The organism is Pseudoxanthomonas sp. LjRoot206 (assembly GCF_056175725.1).
Map to the genome: position 1 here is coordinate 48261 of NZ_JBGFFI010000001.1, position 18789 is coordinate 67049.

At 67.5% G+C, this 18789-nt stretch carries 17 protein-coding genes; 12 read left to right on the forward strand and 5 right to left on the reverse strand.

Annotation, left to right across the window (positions count from 1 at the left end; translation table 11 throughout):
* Positions 1–170 precede the first annotated feature (170 nt).
* The gene (locus tag AC04MD_RS00265) at positions 171–1187 is read right to left on the reverse strand and encodes a zinc-binding alcohol dehydrogenase family protein (RefSeq protein ID WP_475495343.1); all 1017 of its coding nucleotides are present in this window, start codon (positions 1185–1187) and stop codon (positions 171–173) included.
* A gap of 80 nt (positions 1188–1267) precedes the next feature.
* A complete protein-coding gene (locus AC04MD_RS00270; protein WP_475495344.1) occupies positions 1268–2476 on the reverse strand; it encodes an MFS transporter in 1209 nt (402 codons plus the stop codon).
* A gap of 97 nt (positions 2477–2573) precedes the next feature.
* On the opposite strand from AC04MD_RS00270, the gene AC04MD_RS00275 reads away from it, so the two are divergent.
* Entirely contained in the window at positions 2574–3494 is a 921-nt protein-coding gene (locus tag AC04MD_RS00275) for a LysR family transcriptional regulator (protein WP_475495345.1), read from the forward strand.
* Here AC04MD_RS00275 and AC04MD_RS00280 read toward each other — a convergent pair whose 3' ends face one another.
* Complete coding sequence (locus AC04MD_RS00280) at positions 3495–4295, reverse strand: dioxygenase family protein (protein WP_475495346.1); 801 nt, start codon at positions 4293–4295, stop codon at positions 3495–3497.
* Between the two features lie 323 nt (positions 4296–4618).
* Here AC04MD_RS00280 and AC04MD_RS00285 point away from each other — a divergent pair, with 323 nt between their 5' ends.
* The 4 genes from AC04MD_RS00285 to AC04MD_RS00300 all read left to right on the forward strand — a co-directional run bounded on the left by AC04MD_RS00285 (position 4619) and on the right by AC04MD_RS00300 (position 7597).
* The gene (locus AC04MD_RS00285) at positions 4619–5692 is read left to right on the forward strand and encodes an OmpA family protein (protein ID WP_475495347.1); all 1074 of its coding nucleotides are present in this window, start codon (positions 4619–4621) and stop codon (positions 5690–5692) included.
* A gap of 198 nt (positions 5693–5890) precedes the next feature.
* A complete protein-coding gene (locus AC04MD_RS00290) occupies positions 5891–6394 on the forward strand; it encodes a hypothetical protein (RefSeq protein WP_475495348.1) in 504 nt (167 codons plus the stop codon).
* A gap of 44 nt (positions 6395–6438) precedes the next feature.
* The gene (locus AC04MD_RS00295) at positions 6439–7233 is read left to right on the forward strand and encodes a pseudouridine synthase (RefSeq protein WP_475495349.1); all 795 of its coding nucleotides are present in this window, start codon (positions 6439–6441) and stop codon (positions 7231–7233) included.
* A gap of 73 nt (positions 7234–7306) precedes the next feature.
* Positions 7307–7597 carry a hypothetical protein gene (locus AC04MD_RS00300; protein ID WP_475496173.1) on the forward strand — a complete coding sequence of 97 codons (291 nt, stop codon included), beginning with the start codon at positions 7307–7309 and terminating at the stop codon, positions 7595–7597.
* A gap of 24 nt (positions 7598–7621) precedes the next feature.
* On the opposite strand, the gene kbl is transcribed toward AC04MD_RS00300, so the two are convergent.
* Complete coding sequence (gene kbl / locus AC04MD_RS00305) at positions 7622–8821, reverse strand: glycine C-acetyltransferase (RefSeq protein WP_475495350.1); 1200 nt, start codon at positions 8819–8821, stop codon at positions 7622–7624.
* Positions 8822–8992: 171 nt separating this feature from the next.
* On the opposite strand from kbl, the gene AC04MD_RS00310 reads away from it, so the two are divergent.
* The 6 genes from AC04MD_RS00310 (at position 8993) to AC04MD_RS00335 (ending at position 15277) form a co-directional block, all read left to right on the forward strand.
* A complete protein-coding gene (locus AC04MD_RS00310) occupies positions 8993–10447 on the forward strand; it encodes an OprO/OprP family phosphate-selective porin (RefSeq protein WP_475495351.1) in 1455 nt (484 codons plus the stop codon).
* Positions 10448–10463: 16 nt separating this feature from the next.
* The gene (locus AC04MD_RS00315; RefSeq protein ID WP_475495352.1) at positions 10464–11480 is read left to right on the forward strand and encodes a sulfate ABC transporter substrate-binding protein; all 1017 of its coding nucleotides are present in this window, start codon (positions 10464–10466) and stop codon (positions 11478–11480) included.
* A 1-nt stretch (position 11481) separates the two neighbouring features.
* Positions 11482–12342, forward strand: coding sequence for a sulfate ABC transporter permease subunit CysT (cysT, locus tag AC04MD_RS00320; protein ID WP_475495354.1), 861 nt, complete (start codon positions 11482–11484; stop codon positions 12340–12342).
* Between the two features lies 1 nt (position 12343).
* Positions 12344–13303, forward strand: a complete 960-nt coding sequence (gene cysW, locus AC04MD_RS00325; RefSeq protein WP_475495355.1) for a sulfate ABC transporter permease subunit CysW — start codon at positions 12344–12346, stop codon at positions 13301–13303.
* Between the two features lie 13 nt (positions 13304–13316).
* A complete protein-coding gene (locus tag AC04MD_RS00330) occupies positions 13317–14384 on the forward strand; it encodes a sulfate/molybdate ABC transporter ATP-binding protein (RefSeq protein WP_475495356.1) in 1068 nt (355 codons plus the stop codon).
* 185 nt (positions 14385–14569) lie between these two features.
* Positions 14570–15277 (forward strand): TorF family putative porin, encoded by a 708-nt coding sequence (locus AC04MD_RS00335; protein WP_475495357.1) that lies wholly within the window; start codon positions 14570–14572, stop codon positions 15275–15277.
* Positions 15278–15344: 67 nt separating this feature from the next.
* Here the strand turns inward: AC04MD_RS00335 and tdh are convergent, their stop codons facing one another.
* On the reverse strand, positions 15345–16379 hold the full coding sequence (gene tdh, locus AC04MD_RS00340; RefSeq protein WP_475495358.1) for an L-threonine 3-dehydrogenase: 1035 nt from the start codon (positions 16377–16379) through the stop codon (positions 15345–15347).
* Between the two features lie 170 nt (positions 16380–16549).
* Between tdh and AC04MD_RS00345 the strand changes: the two genes are divergently transcribed.
* Positions 16550–18718 carry a S46 family peptidase gene (locus AC04MD_RS00345; protein WP_475495359.1) on the forward strand — a complete coding sequence of 723 codons (2169 nt, stop codon included), beginning with the start codon at positions 16550–16552 and terminating at the stop codon, positions 18716–18718.
* Positions 18719–18789: the final 71 nt, after the last annotated feature.

An 18789-nucleotide genomic window follows, 5' to 3' on the forward strand; every position in this document is an offset into this window, starting at 1 on the left:
TGTGGCGGGCGCGGCGGCGCCGGGGAAAAGGGCATGGCGTGATCGGACGGACGGGCGGATCGCGCCGGAGCGCGCTGCGGCCAGCCACGATATCGCAAGTCGCTCGGGCGCCGGTAGCCGTTCCCCGCAGGCCAGCCGGCGCCCCCTGATCCGTCAAGCGCGGACGGGTACTACCAGCCGGCGAGCACCAGCTTGCCGATGGTCGTGCCCGATTCCAGGCGGCGATGGGCTTCGCGCAGGTTCGCTGCATTGATCGGCGACAGCGTATCGGTGAGCGTGCCCCGCAGCTGGCCGGCATCGATCAGGTCGGCGACGCGGTCCAGCAGCGCGCCCTGTTCGCCCAGGTCGGCGGTGCGGAAACGCGGGCGGGCGAACATCATTTCCCAGTGGATGCCGATACTCTTGGCCTTGTACGGGTCGCCGATGCGCAGCTCGCCCTTGGGTTCGACGATCAGGCCGACATGGCCGAGCGGCGCCAGCAGTTCGCCCAGTTCGGTCCAGTAGTGGTCGGTATCCGCCAGGTTCAGCGCGGCATCGACGGTGTCGAAGCCCAGCGCCCTCAGCTGCGGACCGAGTGGCTCGCGATGGTTGACCACATGATCAGCGCCCATCGCCTTGCACCAATCGATGGTGTCTTGACGCGACGCGGTGGCGATGACGGTGAAGCCGGCGCGCTTGGCCAGCTGGATCGCGATGGAACCCACGCCGCCGGCGCCGGCAATCACCAGCAGCGACTTGCCGTTACCGCCACCGTCGATCGCGTACGGCATGCGGTGGAACAGCAGTTCCCATGCGGTGATCGTGGTCAGCGGCAGCGCGGCCGCCTGGGCGAAGTCGAGCGATGCCGGCTTGCGGCCGGCGATGCGTTCGTCGACCAGCTGGAACTGCGCATTGCTGCCGGGGCGGGTGATGTCGCCCGCGTAGTAGACGGCATCGCCGGGCTTGAAGCGGGTTACCGCCTCGCCGACGGCTTCGACCACGCCGGTAGCGTCGTAGCCCAGCACCTTCGGCTGTGCTTCGACCTGCGGCTTCGGCGAGCGCACCTTGGTGTCGACCGGGTTTACCGACACGGCTTCCACGCGCACCAGCACGTCGTGGCCGGTGGCGGTGGGCGTGTCGAGTTCGAGGTCGACGAGCGATTGCGGGTCGTCGATCGGCAGGTAACGGGTCAGGCCAACGGCTTTCATGGTGGTTCCTCGTGGGGATCGGAAGGCATGCCGCGATGATGCGGCGAGCGAAGTAAAGAGACGATGCGACGAAGGGTGGATCAGGCGCAGTTCGCGTCGGCGGCGAGCGCGAAGCGCTGGCGGCGTTCCAGTGCCAGCGCCCACAGCGCGACGGCGAGTGCGGACGCAGGCACCAGTGCGGCGACCCAGGGCAGGGCGGACAGCCCCAGTCCCTGCGAGATCACCACGCCACCCAACCATGCGCCCAGCGCGTTGCCCAGGTTGAAGGCGCCGATGTTGAGGCTGGAGGCCAGGCTCTGCGCACCGCTGGCCTTCTGCAGCACCCACAGCTGCAGCGGCGACACGGTGGCGAAGGCGGCGGCGCCGAGCAGGCCGGTAAACGCGATCATCGCCCACGGGCTGTGCAGCACGAACGTCATCGCGCCCATCACCAGCGCCAGCAGGGCCAGCGTGCCGAGCAGTGCGGGCGCCAGGCGACGGTCGGCGAAGCGGCCGCCGAGCAGGTTGCCGACGATCATGCCGACGCCGAACACCAGCAGGATCGGCGACACTGCCGCATCGGCGAACCCGGTGACCTGCGTCAGCAGCGGCTGGATATAGGTGTAGACGGTGAACATCCCGCCGAAGCCCAGCACCGTCATCAGCAGGCCGAGCAACACCTGCGGGCGTGCGACCACGCGCAGCTCGTCGCGGAACGGCAGCGGCGACGGCGCGCTGCGGTCGGCCGGCACCAGCGTCGCGATGATGAGCGTCGCCAGCACGCCGATCGCGGTGACGGCCCAGAACGTGGCGCGCCAGCCGAACTGCAGGCCCAGCCACGCGCCGGCCGGCACGCCGAGCAGCGTGGCCACGGTCAGGCCGGTGAACATGATGGAGATGGCGGACGCCTTGCGGTCTTCGCTGACCATGCCGGTGGCGACCACGGCGCCCACGCCGAAGAAGGTGCCGTGCGCCAGCGAGGTGATCACGCGCGCGGCCATCAGCAGTTCGTAGTTCGGCGCCAGCGCACAGGCCAGGTTGCCGAGTGTGAACACGATCATCAGCGCCACCAGCACCGCCTTGCGCGGCATACGGCTGGTGGCGGCGGTCAGCAGCGGTGCGCCGACGAACACGCCGAGCGCGTAGCCGGAGATCAGCAGGCCGGCGGCGGCGATGGAAACCTGCAGGTCGGTGGCGACCTGCATCAACAGGCCCATGATGACGAACTCGGTGGTGCCGATGCCGAAGGCACCGGCGGTCAGAGCATAGAGGCCAAGGGGCATCCGGGAGGAAGCAGGGGCAGGCGACATGGTGGGAGGGACGGAGAAGGAAGGCGTGCAGCGTGCGGCTTTCCTCGAAGATGAAAAACCGAGAAGATGGCGAATCACTTTCAATGGGATATTGAAAATGGACCGCGTCGGCGACCTCACCCTGTTCCTGCGCGTGCTCGACCTGGGCTCGATCACGGCGGCCGCCCATAGCCTGGACCTGTCGGTCGCGGTGGCCAGCCAGCGCTTGAAGAGGCTGGAAAAGGAGCTGGGCGTGCGCCTGCTGCACCGGACCACCCGCCGCCTGCACCCGACGCCGGAGGGTCTGGCGCTGGCGCAGCAAGGGCGGGTGCTGGTCGAGGAACTGGAATCGCTCGGCAGTGGCCTGCGCGAGGCGGCCAACGAGGTCGCCGGCACGCTGCGGGTGACGATGTCGGCGTCGTTCGGGCGCCAGTACGTGTCGCCGCTGCTGCCGGCCTTCCTGGCCCGTCATCCCAAGGTGCGGCTGAGCGTCCACCTCAGCGACAACGTGGTCGACCTGGTCAGCGAGGGCTTCGACCTCGCCATCCGCATCGGCGCACTGGACGACTCGCGCATGGTGGCCCGGCGCATCGCCCCCAATCGCCGCGTCCTGTGCGCGTCGCCGGACTACCTGCGCCGGCGCGGTGTCCCGCAGACGCCCGCGCAGCTCGCCGACCACGACTGCCTGCTGCTGTTCGGCAGCGGCGGTCGCCAGGATGTCTGGCGGCTGGAGACACCGGGCGGCGGCGAGGTGGCGGTACGCGTGCGCGGCCGCTTCGAGAGCAATTTCGGCGAAGTGCTGCGCGACGCCTCGCTGGCGGGCGAGGGCATCGTCGTGCATTCGCTGTGGCACGTGGCAGACGATCTGCGCGCGGGACGACTGGTCGTGGTGCTGCCCGACTTCCCGCTGGCGACGACCGCGATCAGTGCGGTCATGCCCCAGCGCCGGCTGGTGCCGCCGCGGGTGCGGGCGTTCGTGGATTTCCTGACCGACCAGTTCGGCGACCACCCGCCGTGGGAGCGCGGGTTGGCGGCCTAGTCAGGCGGTGTCGAAGGCGAACGCGTCCAGCGCCAGCCCGCCCATTTCCACGTCGCGATGGAGCAGCGTCCCCTTCGCGCCTTCGCCACCGGCACCCAGCGCCACATAGAGCGGATACAGGTGTTCGGTGGTCGGATGGTTCTGCTGTGCATAGGGCAGCGCCGTCCAGTCGAGCGCACGGTCCACATTGCCGGCCACCAGTGCCTCCCGCAGCGGATCGGTGAACGCCGACACCCACGGGAACGCCGGCCCGCTGGCCTGCTGCCAGTCCAGCGCCCGCAGGTTGTGCGAGAAACCGCCGGAACCGACGACCAGCACCCCGTCTGCGCGCAGCGGCGCCAGCGCGCGTCCCAGGCGATAGTGCCACGCGGCGCTCTGCCCAGGATTGACCGACAGCGCCACCACCGGGATGTCCGATGCCGGATACATGCGTCGCAGCGGTACCCAGACACCGTGGTCCAGGCCGCGGTGGTCGTCCTCGCGCGCCTCGAAGCCGGCGGCCACCAGGCGTCCGGCGATGTCGTGCGCCAGGGAGGGTGCGCCCGCGCTCGGATACCGGATCTGGTACAGCGCATCGGGAAAACCGCCAAAGTCGTGGATCGTCTCCGGCGTCGGGGTGGCGGTCAGGGTCGGGCGGGCGTGGACGAAGTGCGCCGACGCCACGACGATGGCGCGTGGCCGCGGCAGCAACCTGCCCAACTGGTCGAGGAAGCGCCCGGTGGAGGAGTCCTCGACCGCCAGCATGGGCGAGCCATGGGAGAGGAAGAGGCTGGGAAGCGGCTGCGGAGTGGAGGTCGTCATGGCGCGAGGATCGGCGCTCGGAACGCCCTTACCAAGACCTGCGCCTGCACCGGTGTGTTTTACGCCGGTTGAGGCGAGCAATCCGGCCCGACGACCGGTCGCGCATGGGGGACGCCGCATGTGAAGATCTGCTTGAGTTCCCTTAAAGAGTGTTAACCTTGCCAAACTTGTTATGGTACCGTTAACACAGTCTTCACATACCCCCGCATAATCTGTTCAGCAAGGCGACGGAAGCCTGTCGCCTCGAATAACAACTAGAAATGCCGCAAGCAAAGCACTTCGGTTTCTCTACTACTGAACTTTTACAAGGAAAGGAGCTGCAAATGAACAAGAAGATTCTCTGCGCCGCGCTGCTGGGCGGCCTGAGCCTCGCGAACCACGCGATGGCGCAGGAGTTCGATGACCGCTGGTACCTCACCGGTTCCGCTGGCTTCAACCTGCAGGACGATGACCGCACCACCCGCAATGCCCCTTTCCTGGGCCTGGGCCTGGGCAAGTTCATCAGCCCGAACTGGTCGCTGGACGGTGAGCTGAACTACCAGAACCCGAAGTTCGAAGACAACCGTGACGCCCTGTGGAGCCAGTACGGCATCTCGCTGGACCTGCGTCGCCACTTCGTGCAGGAAGGCCGCGGCTGGAACCCGTACATCGTGGCCGGCCTGGGCATGCAGCGTTCGGAAGAAGAGTCGCTGATCAACGCCTCCAACCAGCGTCGTGACAACAACCTCGCCGCCAAGCTGGGCGTCGGCCTGCAGACCACGCTCGACAAGCGCGTCGGCGTGCGCGCCGAACTGGCCTACCGTGCCGACTTCGACGACCAGAGCGCTGCCGCTCCGCAGGAAGACTGGTTCGGCGACGTGCTGGCCTCGGTCGGTGTCGTGATCCCGCTGGGTCCGAAGGCTGAAGCCGCTGCTCCGCCGGCCCCGCCGGCTGCGCCGAGCTGCGCCGATCTGGACGACGACGGTGACGGCGTCAACAACTGCGACGACAAGTGCCCGGGTTCGCAGGCTGGCCAGACCATCGGTCCGGACGGCTGCCCGGTGCAGGTCTCGATCGACCTGAAGGGCGTGAACTTCGACTTCGACAAGTCGACCCTGCGTCCGGACGCGATCGCGATCCTGAGCGAAGCCGCCGAGATCCTGAAGCGCTACCCCGACCTGCGCGTCGAAGTGGCCGGCCACACCGACCTGTGCGGTGCGGACGCCTACAACCAGTCGCTGTCGCAGCGTCGTTCGCAGACCGTGTACGACTACCTGACGAACAACGGCGTCAGCGCCTCGCGTCTGGTGGGCCCGATCGGTTACGGCGAGAGCCGTCCGCTGGAGCCGACCGCGCAGACCCTGCCGGGCTGCAAGAGCGAGCGCAACCGTCGTACGGAACTGAACGTCCAGAACTGATCGGACGCGCTTCCCGCAACACCCGAAGCCCGGCCTCGCGCCGGGCTTCGTTTTTTACGCCGCGGTGCGCGGCATTTGCGTGACCGCGCTTCCGTCTTTCCGCATCGGCGCATCGCGAGGCGGGCAATTTCTTGCCATGCCATGGCCTGCTGCCTACACTCCGGGCACGTCCAGTCGTGAATCCCGGGAGTTGTGCCGATGCGTCGTCATGTGTTCGCCAGTGTGCTGTGCATCGCCGCGATTCCTGCTGCCCATGCCGCACCGGACTGCAGCGGAAGCTTGGTGCCGCCGCCGCTGAAGACGCCCGCCACGGTCATCGCGCCGGTCGCGCCGGAGTTCACCGCCGCCGCCACGCAACTGGGCGCACCGTCCGGCGTGCTGGCATCGCATGCCTTCGACGAGTCGCAATCGGTGGACCGTGTGCTGATGCGTCTGCGCATCGAGGGATGCCGCAACGTCGCCAAGGCGTTGCCGGCCGCGCCGGCCGCTGCGACGGCCTCCGCCAGTCCGGCGGCTTACCAGCCGAAGACCGCGCACGACAACACGCCGTGGCGCTTCGACATGAGCCAGAACGGCAAGCGCATGACCGCCGACGAGTTCGACGCGTGGATGAAGTCGCGCGGCGTGCGGGTCGTGAAGGCGCCCGGTGCACCGGCGGCAGCGCCCGCACCGGCACCCGCCGAGCCCGCCAAGAAGAACTGATCCACGAACGGCCGGTTTCCCGGCCGTTTTCCTTTCGGCTCTCCATGACGACGCGCAAGCCTCCTTCCCGCGACGCCGCGCGTACCGGACGTGCGCGTGCCGCAGCCCCCCAGGGCACGCGCCACGGGCTGGCCCGCGTGCTGTCCAAGCAGGGCGTCTGCTCGCGCAACGAGGCCGCGCGCTGGATCGTCGAGGGCCGGGTGTCCGTCGATGGCCGCATCGTGCGCGATCCCGAATTCCCCGTTATCGCCGGTCGTGCCGTCGTCCGCGTGGACGGTCTGGCGAATGCTGCGCCGGAACGCTGCTATCTGATGCTCAACAAGCCACGTGGTCTGGTCACGACGGCGCGCGACGAACAGGGGCGCGATACGGTCTATCGCTGCCTGGACGGTGCGGGGCTGCCGTGGGTCGCACCGGTGGGCAGGCTGGACAAGGCCAGCGAAGGCCTCCTGCTGTTCACCAACGACCCCGAATGGGCGGCGCGCATCACCGATCCCGCACAGGGGCCGGACAAGACCTACCACGTGCAGATCGACGCGCTCCCGGATGACGCCTTGTTGCAGGGACTGACGGCCGGCGTAAGCGTCGACGGCGAGCATCTGTCCGCGCGTTCCGTGCAGGTGCTCAGGCGCGGCGAGCGCAACGCGTGGCTGGAAATCGTGCTGGAGGAGGGGCGCAACCGGCAGATCCGCCGCCTGCTGGCCGCGTTCGATGTCGGCGTGCTGAGGCTGGTGCGGGTCGCCGTGGGCCCGCTTGCGCTGGGAGACCTGGGCAAGCGCGCATGGCGCATGCTCGAACCGCACGAGCGCGAGGCGCTCGCGCCGACGACCGGCCGCTGATTGCGCGACGGCGGTCCGGGTTCGCCGCGATGCGGCTGCCTACACTCGTCAGCGCTGACCTTGGGGAAATCACATGTACCGTTCGATCCCGCGCTTGCCGCTGTGCTGCGCCGTGCTGCTCGCTGTTGGCCTGTTCACCGGCTGTGCGTCGAAATCGCCGACCGCTGCGGCGGAGAAGGCCACCCCGGACGAGGTCGTCACCGTGAAGGCCGGACCGCACGGACACCGGTTCGACATGCAGCAGAACGGCCGCAGCATGACGGCCGAGGAATTCGATGCCTGGATGAAGGCCCGCGGCATCCGCGTGGCCAAGGGTGCGCCGGCGAAGCCGAAGGCCGCCAGCACCGCCAAGCGCGCCCGCTGACAGGCGGGCACGCAGGGGTATCGGTCAGGCCTTCACCACGCCCAGTTCGCGCCCGATGCGGATGAATGCGTCGATCGCGCGGTCCAGGTGTTCGCGGGTGTGCGCCGCACTGATCTGCGTGCGGATGCGCGCCTGCCCCTTGGGTACCACCGGGAAGAAGAAGCCGATCGCGTAGATGCCTTCCTCGAGCAGGCGCTCGGCGAAGCGCTGCGCCAGCGGCGCGTCGTACAGCATCACCGGGCTGATCGGATGCACGCCCGGCTTGATGTCGAAACCGGCGGCGGTCATCTTCTCGCGGAAGTAGGCGGTATTCGCGGCCAGCGTGTCGCGCAGGTCGCCGGCGGCAGCCAGCATCTCGAACGCCTTGATGCCGGCGGCCACGACATGCGGCGGCAGCGAGTTGGAAAACAGGTACGGGCGCGAACGCTGGCGCAGCAGTTCGATCACTTCCTTGCGCGCCGTGGTGAAACCACCCAGTGCACCGCCCATGGCCTTGCCCAGCGTGCCGGTGATGATGTCGATCCTGTCCAGCACGCCCTTCACTTCTGCAGAACCACGGCCGGTGGCGCCGAGGAAGCCGGTGGCGTGGCATTCGTCGATGTGCACCAGCGCGTTGTACTGCTTCGCCAGCGCGGTGATCTCGTCGAGCGGAGCAATGAAGCCGTCCATCGAGAACACGCCGTCGGTGGTGATCAGCTTGGTCTTGCAGCCCGCCGCATCGGCGGCCTGCAGTTGCGCCTCCAGGTCGGCCATGTCGCAGTTGGCGTAGCGGAAGCGCTTGGCCTTGCACAGGCGCACGCCGTCGATGATCGAGGCATGGTTCAGCGCGTCGGAGATGATGGCGTCGTCTTCGCCCAGCAGCGGCTCGAACAGGCCACCGTTGGCGTCGAAGCAGGCGGCGTAGAGGATGGTGTCCTCGGTGCCGAAGAACTCGGCGATCGTCTGTTCCAGCTGCTTGTGCAGGTCCTGGGTGCCGCAGATGAAGCGCACCGAGGCCATGCCGAAGCCGTGGGTATCCAGCGTGTCCTTCGCCGCCTGGATGACGTCCGGATGGTCGGCCAGGCCCAGGTAGTTGTTGGCGCAGAAGTTCAGCACGGTACGGCCGTCGGCCAGGGTGATTTCCGCCGACTGCGGGCTGGTGATGATCCGTTCGGACTTGAACAGGCCCTGGGCACGGATCTCGTCGAGGGTGGCGGCGTAATGGGCGGTCAGCGGATTGGACATGGCTCGGGCGCAGGCGAGAAAGCCGCCATTCTACCTGCGGCCTGTGTGGCCTCTCCGCGTCATGCGCATACGGCATAAGCGGTCCCCGTTTCGTCATTTCCCTGCCCGGATGTGCGCCCGCAGCATCGCGTTTCCGGCCCATCACGGGTCTTCTCGCGGGGACAAGCGGTCATGCGGACACACGCGGGACCAGGCAAGCGGAAGGGCAGCGGCTTCGCCATGCTGGGCGCGCTGGCCTGTTCGCTGGCCCTCCCCGTATCCGCACAGAACCAACCGACCGTGCAGGAGCTGCTGCAGCGACTGGAAGCCCTGGAACGCCGCGTCGGCGAGGCGCCGGCGACGGTGGTGGCCGAAGGCGAATCCGCGCCGGCGACGCTGGGCGACCTGGACCAGCGCCTGCGCATCCTGGAGCGCCGTCTCGAACTGCAGCAGGAAGAGACCGCCGCCAAGGCCAAGGAGGCGCCGGTCATCGCGGTGAACGACAAGGGCGCGTCGCTGAAGTCGGCGAACGGCGACTACGAGATCAAGATCCGTGGCCTGATCCAGGGCGACGGACGCTTCTTCAGCAGCGGCGTGCCGTCGGGCACCTACGACACCTTCCTGTTGCGTACGGCACGTCCGACCATCGAAGGCACGCTGGGCAAGTGGATCGGCTTCCGCTTCACGCCGGAGTTCGCCGGCGACAGCGCCAGCATCGTCGATGCCTATGCCGACCTGAAGTTCTCGCCCGCGGCCACGGTGCGACTGGGCAAGTTCACCTCGCCGGTCGGCCTGGAACGCCTGCAGTCGTCGTCCGCGTTGTCCGACATCGAGCGCGCGCTGCCCAGCGAACTGGCCCCCAACCGCGACATCGGCGTGCAGCTGCAGGGCGAACTGGCCGGCAGCAAGCTGAGCTATGCCGTCGGTGTGTTCAACGGCACGGTCGATGGCCGTGATGCCGTGACGACCAATCCGGATGACGAGTTCGAAGTCGCCGGCCGCCTGTTCGTCGAACCGTTCAAGGACGGTGCGGGTTTCTGGTCCGGCCTCGGCTTCGGTATCGGCGGCAGCGTCGGCGACACCATCGGCACCGGCAACAACATCCTGCCGCGCTACCGCACGCCAGGCCAGGTGCAGTTCTTCAACTACCGCAGCGCGGTGGTCGCCGACGGCAAGCGCACGCGCTGGTCGCCGCAGGGTTACTTCTACCGCAACGGCTTCGGCCTGCTCGCGGAATACATCGCCTCGAAGCAGGAACTGCAGGTCGGCGCCGCGTCCGCAGAACTGGAAAACACCGCCTGGCAGGCGACCGCCAGCTACGTGCTGACGGGCGAGAATGCGAGCTACCGCGGCGTGGTCAAGCCGTCGAAACCCTTCAGTCCCGGCAAGGGCGGCTGGGGCGCGTGGGAACTGGTCGGACGCTACGGCGAACTGGAGATCGACGACGGCGCCTTCCCGCTGTTCGCCGATCCCGTGGTCTCCGCCCGCCGTGCCAAGGCGTGGACGCTCGGCGTCAACTGGTACCTCACCAGCAACCTGAAGCTGGTCGTCAATTACCTGGATACGCAATTCGAGGGCGGTGCCGCGGCAGGCGCGGACCGCGACGACGAAAAGGCCGTGTTCTCGCGACTGCAGGTCGCCTTCTGATTCCCGGAGACATCGCATGAAGACTTCCATCCGCCGCCACGCGCGCAACGCGCTGCTCGCCTTCGGCCTGACGCTGGCCGCCGCCGCGGGCGCCAAGGACACCAACCTGCTCAACGTGTCGTACGACCCGACGCGCGAGTTCTACCGCGAGTTCAACACGGCCTTTGCCGCCGACTGGCACAAGACCAAGGGCCAGAAGGTCAGCATCGAGACCTCGCACGGCGGGTCCGGCAAGCAGGCGCGGTCGGTCATCGACGGCCTCGAAGCCGACGTGGTGACGCTGGCGCTGGCCTACGACGTCGACTCCATCGCCCAGCGCGCCAAGTTGTTCCCGGCGAACTGGCGATCGCGGCTGCCGGAGAACAGCGCGCCGTACACCTCGACGATCGTGTTCCTGGTGCGCAAGGGCAATCCGAAGAAGATCCGCGACTGGCACGACCTGGTGAAGCCGGGCATTTCGGTGATCACGCCGAATCCGAAGACCTCCGGTGGCGCGCGCTGGAACTACCTGGCCGCGTGGGCCTACGGGTTGAAGATCTTCAAGGGCGACGAGGCGAAGACGCGCAACTTCGTGCGCGGGCTGTTCCGCAACGTGCCGGTGCTCGACACCGGCGCGCGCGGCGCGACCACCACGTTCGTCCAGCGCGGGATCGGCGACGTGCTGCTGGCGTGGGAGAACGAGGCCTTCCTGTCGATCGAGGAACTGGGCCCGGACAAGTTCGACATCGTCGTGCCGTCGCTGTCGATCCTCGCCGAACCGCCGGTGGCGCTGGTGGACCGCAACGTCGACAAGCACGGTACGCGCGAGGCGGCGCAGGCCTACCTGAAGTACCTGTATTCGCCGACCGGCCAGCGCCTGGCCGCCAAGCACTACTACCGTCCCCGCTATCCGCAGTACGCGGCGCCGGAAGACATCGCACGCTTCCCCAAGCTGGAACTGGTGACGATCGACGGCGTCTTCGGTTCCTGGGCGAAGGCGCAGGCCACGCACTTCGCCGACGGCGGCGTGTTCGACCAGATCCAGGCGAAGTAGCGTGGCGGCAGTACATCCCTGGCCGGGAAGGGCGCGCGCCAAGCGCGTCATTCCCGGTTTCGGCCTCAGCCTGGGCTATACGCTGGCCTGGCTGGGGCTGATCGTGTTGATCCCGCTGGTGGGCGTGTTCGCCAAGGCCAGCGGGCTGGGGCCGGCCGGCATCTGGGCGATCTGGACCGAGCCGCGCGTGCTGGCGGCGCTGCGCATCAGCTTCGGCACCGCACTGGCGGCGGCCGCGTTCAACGCGGTGATGGGCACGCTGGTCGCGTGGGTGTTCGTGCGCTACCGCTTCCCGGGCAAGCGCCTGTTCGACGCGATGATCGACCTGCCGTTCGCGCTGCCCACCGCCGTGGCCGGCATCGCACTGACGGCGCTGTACGGGCCGACCGGTTGGATCGGGCAATGGCTGGAGGCGGCCGGCATCAAGGTCGCGTACACGCCGCTCGGCATCACCGTGGCGCTGGTGTTCATCGGCCTGCCGTTCGTGGTGCGCGTGGTGCAGCCGGTACTGGCCGAAATCGAGACCGAACTGGAGGAAGCGGCGGCCACCCTTGGCGCGAGTCGTTGGCAGGCCGTGCGATACGTGGTGCTGCCCACGCTGTGGCCGGCCGTGCTGGCAGGTTTCGCGCTGGCGTTCGCCCGCGGCGTGGGCGAATACGGCTCCGTCATCTTCATCGCCGGCAACCTGCCGGGCGTGTCGGAGATCGCACCGCTGCTGATCACGATCAAGCTGGAGGAGTTCGACTACGAAGGTGCCACCGCGATCGCTGCGGCGATGCTGTTGCTGTCGTTCGCGCTGCTGCTGCTGATCAATACGCTGCAGGCGCGCCTGCAGCGCACTGGCAAGCGGGCGGGGGGCTGACATGGGCGACGCCATCTCCGCCGTCATCGCCATGCCTCCGGAGTCGTCGGCCGTGGAAGCGCCCGCACGTCCTGTCCGCCGCCAGGCCGCCACCACTGAACCCGTCTGGGTGCAGGTGCTGCTGGTGCTGGGCGCGCTCGGATTCCTGCTGTCGTTCCTGCTGCTGCCGCTCGCGCTGGTGTTCGTTGAGGCCTTGCGTGGCGGCTGGACCGCGTTCCTCGCGGCCGTCAGCGAAGCGGACGCGCTGGCGGCGGTGAAACTGACGTTGCTGGTGACCGGCATCGTCGTTCCGTTGAACCTGCTGTTCGGCCTGGCGGCGGCGTGGGCGGTCAGCAAGCACGAGTTTCGCGGCAAGCGCTGGCTGGTCACGCTGATCGACCTGCCATTCGCGGTGTCGCCGGTGGTGGCGGGCCTGATCTACGTGCTGATCTTCGGTGCGCAGGGCTGGGCGTATTCGCTGATCGACGAAGGCTGGCGGTTCACGCTGCCGCTGCTGGGCGAACTGCACCTGCAGCTGCCGAAGATCGTCTTCGCGCTGCCGGGCATCGTGCTGGCCACGATTTTCGTGACGTTTCCCTTCGTCGCGCGCGAGCTGATGCCGCTGATGGAGCAGCAGGGCACCGACGAGGAGCTCGCCGCGCTCAGCCTGGGGGCCAGCGGCTGGCAGACGTTCTGGCGGGTGACGCTGCCGAACATCCGTTGGGCGCTGCTGTACGGCGTGCTGCTGTGCAGTGCGCGTGCGCTGGGCGAGTTCGGGGCGGTCTCGGTCGTGTCGGGCCACATTCGTGGACGCACCAATACGCTGCCGCTGCACGTCGAGATCCTCTACAACGAATACGCGTACAGCGCCGCGTTCGCGGCGGCTTCGCTGCTGGCGCTGACGGCGCTGGTGACCCTCGGACTGAAGACCTGGCTGGAATGGCGCCACGGCGAAGCGCTGGCCGCCAACCACCGGCATTGAGAAGACGACCATCATGGGCATCAAGATCGAACACCTGGGCAAGCGATTCGGCGATTTCAAGGCGCTGGACGACGTGTCGCTGGACATCCGCCAGGGCGAACTGCTGGCACTGCTGGGGCCGTCGGGCTCCGGCAAGACCACGCTGCTGCGCGTGATCGCCGGCCTCGAACAGGCGGATGGCGGGCGCGTGCTGTTCGATGGCGAGGACGCGACCCGCCTCAGCGTGCAGGCACGGCGTGCAGGTTTCGTGTTCCAGCACTACGCCTTGTTCCGCCACCTGACGGTGGAGGAGAACGTCGCCTTCGGGCTGCGCGTGCGCAAGGGGCGCGATCGCGTGCCGGATGCGACCATCCGTGCGCGCGTCGCGGAGCTGCTGTCGCTCGTCCAGCTCGATGGATTCGGCGCACGCTATCCGGCGCAGCTGTCGGGCGGCCAGCGGCAACGCGTGGCGCTCGCCCGCGCGCTGGCGATCGAGCCGCGCGTGCTGCTGCTGGACGAACCGTTTGGTGCGCTCGACGCACAGGTACGCCGCGACCTGAGGCGCTGGCTGCGCGAACTGCACGATCGCACGGGACTGACCACCATCTTCGTCACCCACGACCAGGAAGAGGCGCTGGAACTCGCGGACCGCGTCGCCATCCTCAACCGTGGCCGCATCGAGCAACTCGGCAGCCCGGCCGAGGCCTACGATGTGCCGGCCTCGCCGTTCGTCTATTCGTTCGTGGGTGCGGTGAACCGGGTGCCCGGCCAGTGGCAGGCAGGGTCGCTCCAGGTCGGTGGGCTGCCGCTGCAGCCGCGTGGTCACGCGGGCGAGGGCGACGCCGAGGTCTACGTACGGCCCGAGGACCTGCATCTGGTGGAGGCGGAAGGCGCGCCTGCATGGCCGGCCACCATCGTCGGCGCGCAGCGCAGCGGTCCGCGCCTTCGCCTGCGTGCTCGTCTGGCGGACAGCGGCGTGGAGGTCGACGTGGACCTTCCCGCCCACAGCGAGGGGCCTGCGACCACTCCCGGCCAACCGGTGCGCTTGGCACCAAAACGGTTCGGATGGTTTCCCCGCGACGGTGCGCCGGCACCAGCATGAGGCGCCATAAGCCGCTGAATTGATTGAAAAAGAAACCAGTTGAAGGAGGTTTCATCCAGCACTTGACGGCACCGATTGGTGCGGCGCACTATCGGTTCGCAGTTAAAAAACCGTGAAGCTGTGGTTACGGTCCGCTACCGGATCACCGCCGCTGCCCCGTCCGCCAACCGATCAGGAGACTCCGGATGAAGCCCGTCAAACTCGCCACCGCCCTCGCCACCGCCCTGCTGCTGGCACTGCCGATGTCCGCCTTTGCGCAGGACGCCGAAGAAGAAGAGTCCCCCATCAGCTGGTCGCTGACCGCCACCTCCGATTACGTGTTCCGCGGCGTGTCGCAGAGCGACGAAGACCCCACCGCACAGGCTGGCATCACCTATACCTCCCCGATCGGCGTGTATGCCGGCGTCTGGGGATCGGGTGTCGATTTCGGCACCAACAAGCCGGACTTCGAAGTCGACTACTTCGTGGGCTACAACGTCGACCTGAGCGAGAAGGTCAACTTCGACGTGATGCTCAACCGCTACACCTATCCGGATGCGGCCGGTGGCAACTTCGCCGAGCTGATCACCAAGACCACCTTTTTCGACAACTACAGCGCCACGGTCGCCTATACGGACGATTTCTTCGGGCTGGACGAAGAGAGTTTCTATTACGCGCTCGGCGCGTCGTACGACCTGCCCCGGGATTTCTCCGTGGCGCTCAACGTAGGCCACACCACCATCAGCGAGAAGCTCGCGTACGACGATTACACCGACTACGGCGTCACCTTCAGCAAGTCGTTCGGTGCCGTGACGGCATCGCTGGGTTACGTGGGCACCGACAGCCACGGCGACACCAACTTCGGCAGCTGGGCCGATGATCGTGTGGTGTTCTCGCTCAGCGTCGGCAACTGATCGGCCCGTTCCCGCAGCAAAGAAAAAGGCGCCGAGAGGCGCCTTTTTCTTCACCGGGCCGGTGGCGTCAGTTCCAGCTCAACACCACCTTGCCAGCCTTGCCCTGTTCCATCAGGTCGAAACCCTTCTGGAAGTCGTCGATCGGCAGCTGGTGGGTCAGCACCTTGCCGAGCGGGAAGCCGCTCAGCACCAGCTGCGTCATCTTGTACCAGGTCTCGTACATCTTGCGGCCGTAGATGCCCTGCACGGTGAGGCCCTTGAAGATGATCTTGTCCCAGTCGCAGCCGGCGCCCTTCGGCATGATGCCGAGCATCGCGATCTTGCCACCGTGGTACATGCAGTCGAGCATGTCGTTGAACGCGCGCGGGTTGCCGCTCATTTCCAGGCCCACGTCGAAGCCTTCCATGTGCAGGTCGGCCATCACGTCCTTCAGCGAGGTGTTGGCGACGTTCACGACGCGCGTGGCGCCCATGTCGGCGGCCAGCTTCAGGCGGAAGTCGTTGACGTCGGTGACCACCACGTTGCGCGCGCCGATGTGCTTGCAGATGCCGGCGGCGATGATGCCGATCGGGCCGGCGCCAGTGATCAGCACGTCCTCGCCGACCACGTCGAATTCCAGCGCGCAGTGTGCCGCGTTGCCGTAGGGGTCGAAGAACGCAGCCAGTTCGGACGGGATCTGGTCGGGGATCGGCCACAGGTTGCTGGCCGGCATCACCATGTATTCGGCGAACGCGCCGTTGCGGTTCACGCCGATGCCGACGGTGTTCGGGCACAGGTGCTGGCGGCCGCCGCGGCAGTTGCGGCAATGGCCGCAGACGATGTGGCCCTCGGCCGACACGCGCTGGCCGACCTCGTAACCGGTCACCGCCGAGCCCAGCTGGGCGATGCGGCCGACGAACTCGTGGCCGATGGTCAGGCCGGGCGTGATCGTGCGCTGGCTCCACTCGTCCCACAGGTAGATGTGCAGGTCGGTGCCGCAGATGGCGGTCTTTTCCAGCTTGATCAGCACCTCGTTGGGACCCGGCTGCGGGACGGCCAGCTCCTCCATCCAGATGCCTTTGCCGGCCTCGCGCTTCACCAGCGCCTTCATCGTCTGTGCCATCGGGCGTCGATCCAGGGTCAAGAGGGCGCGGATTATACGCCCCGGCCCCACGGCCTCCTGTCGCGACGCCCCGCGATGGTCCGGGTGCAGCCGGGTAGGCCATAAGTCATGGTCGGCCGGGATGACGGGTTCATTACAATCGGAACTTTCCTGCCAGTCCCGGGGTTTCCATGCGTCCGAACCTGCTCGCCGCCGCCATCGCGGTTCCGTTGTCCCTGCTCGCCGCCCAGCTGTCCCATGCCGGCGAAGGCATGTGGGTGCCGCAGCAGCTGCCCGAAATCGCCGGACCGCTGAAGAAAGCCGGCCTCAAGCTGTCTCCACAGCAGTTGTCGGACCTGACCGGCAATCCGATGGGCGCCGTGGTCGCGCTGGGCGGCTGCACGGCCAGCTTCGTCTCGCCGACCGGGCTGGTCGTCACCAACCATCACTGCGCCTACGGCGCGATCCAGCTGAATTCGACCGCCGAGAACAACCTGATCAAGAACGGCTTCAATGCGCCGGCCACCACGGACGAAGTCAGTGCCGGTCCCAACGCACGCGTGTTCGTGCTGGACGAGATCACCGACGTGACCAAGGACGCGAAGGCCGCCATCGCGACCGCGGGCGACGATGCGCTGGCGCGGACCAAGGCACTGGAGGCGTTCGAGAAGCAGCTGATCGCCGAGTGCGAGGCCGATGCCGGGTTCCGCTGCCGCCTGTACAGCTTCTCCGGCGGCAACACCTACCGGCTGTTCAAGAACCTGGAGATCAAGGACGTGCGCCTGGCGTACGCACCCCCAGGCAGCGTGGGCAAGTACGGCGGCGACATCGACAACTGGATGTGGCCGCGCCACACCGGCGACTTCGCGTTCTACCGCGCCTACGTGGGCAAGGACGGCAAGCCGGCGGCGTACTCGAAGGACAACGTGCCGTACCGTCCCAAGCACTGGCTGAAGTTCGCCGACAAGCCGCTGGGCGAGGGCGACTTCGTGATGGTCGCCGGCTATCCGGGTTCGACCAACCGCTATGCCTTGGCGGCCGAGTTCGACAATACCGCCGCGTGGACGTACCCGACCATCGCGCGCCACTACAAGAACCAGATCGCGATGGTGCAGGAGGCCGGCAAGAAGAACGCCGATATTCAGGTGAAGTACGCCAACACCATGGCCGGCTGGAACAACACCAGCAAGAACTACGACGGCCAGCTGGAAGGCTTCAAGCGCATCGACGCCGCCGGCCAGAAGCAGCGCGAGGAGGCCGCCGTGCTGGCCTGGCTGAAGGGGCAGGGCGCCAAGGGCCAGGCGGCGCTGGACGCCCACGCCAAGCTGCTGGCGCTGCTCGAACAGAACAAGGCCACGCGCGAGCGCGACCTGACGCTGGCGATGTTCAACAACACGGCGATGGTGGGTTCGGCCACGCAGCTGTACCGCCTGGCGATCGAACGCGAAAAGCCGAACGCGGAGCGCGAATCCGGCTACCAGGAACGCGACCTGCCGGCCATCGAGGGCGGTCTGAAGCAGCTCGAGCGCCGCTATGTCGCCGCGATGGATCGCCAGCTGCAGGAATACTGGTTGAACGAGTACATCAAGCTGCCGGCCGACCAGCGTGTCGCGGCGGTGGACACCTGGCTGGGCGGCAATGATGCGGCGGCCGTGAAGCGCGCGCTCGACCGCCTGGCCGGCACGAAGCTCGGCAGCACGGAAGAGCGGCTGACGTGGTTCGCCGCCGACCGCAAGGCGTTCGAGGCCAGCAAGGATCCGGCGATCCAGTACGCCGTCGCGGTGATGCCCACGCTGCTGAAGCTCGAACAGGAGCGCAAGACGCGCGCCGGCGAGAACCTGGCAGCGCGCCCGGTCTACCTGCAGGCGTTGGCCGATTACAAGAAGAGCCAGGGCGAGTTCGTCTATCCGGACGCCAACCTGTCGCTGCGCATCACCTTCGGCAACGTCATGGGTTACGCGCCCAAGGACGGCGTGGAATACACCCCGTTCACCACCCTGGAAGGCGTGGTCGCCAAGGAGACCGGCGAAGATCCGTTCGACTCGCCGAAGGCGCTGCTCGACGCAGTGGCCGCCAAGCGTTACGGCGGCCTGGAAGACAATCGCCTGGGTTCGGTGCCGGTCAACTACCTGTCGAACCTGGACATCACGGGTGGCAATTCCGGTTCGCCGGTGCTCGACGCGCACGGCAAGCTGATCGGCCTGGCGTTCGACGGCAACTGGGAGTCGGTCAGCTCGAACTGGGTGTTCGATCCGAAGATGACCCGCATGATCGCCGTGGACGGCCGCTACCTGCGCTGGATCATGCAGGAGGTCTACCCGGCGCCGCAGCTGCTGAAGGAAATGGGCGTCGGCAAGTAACAGCTGCAACGGTCGCAAGAGACGGGACGGGAGCGGGTATCATCCGCTCCCGTCTTCGTTTCCGGCTCCAG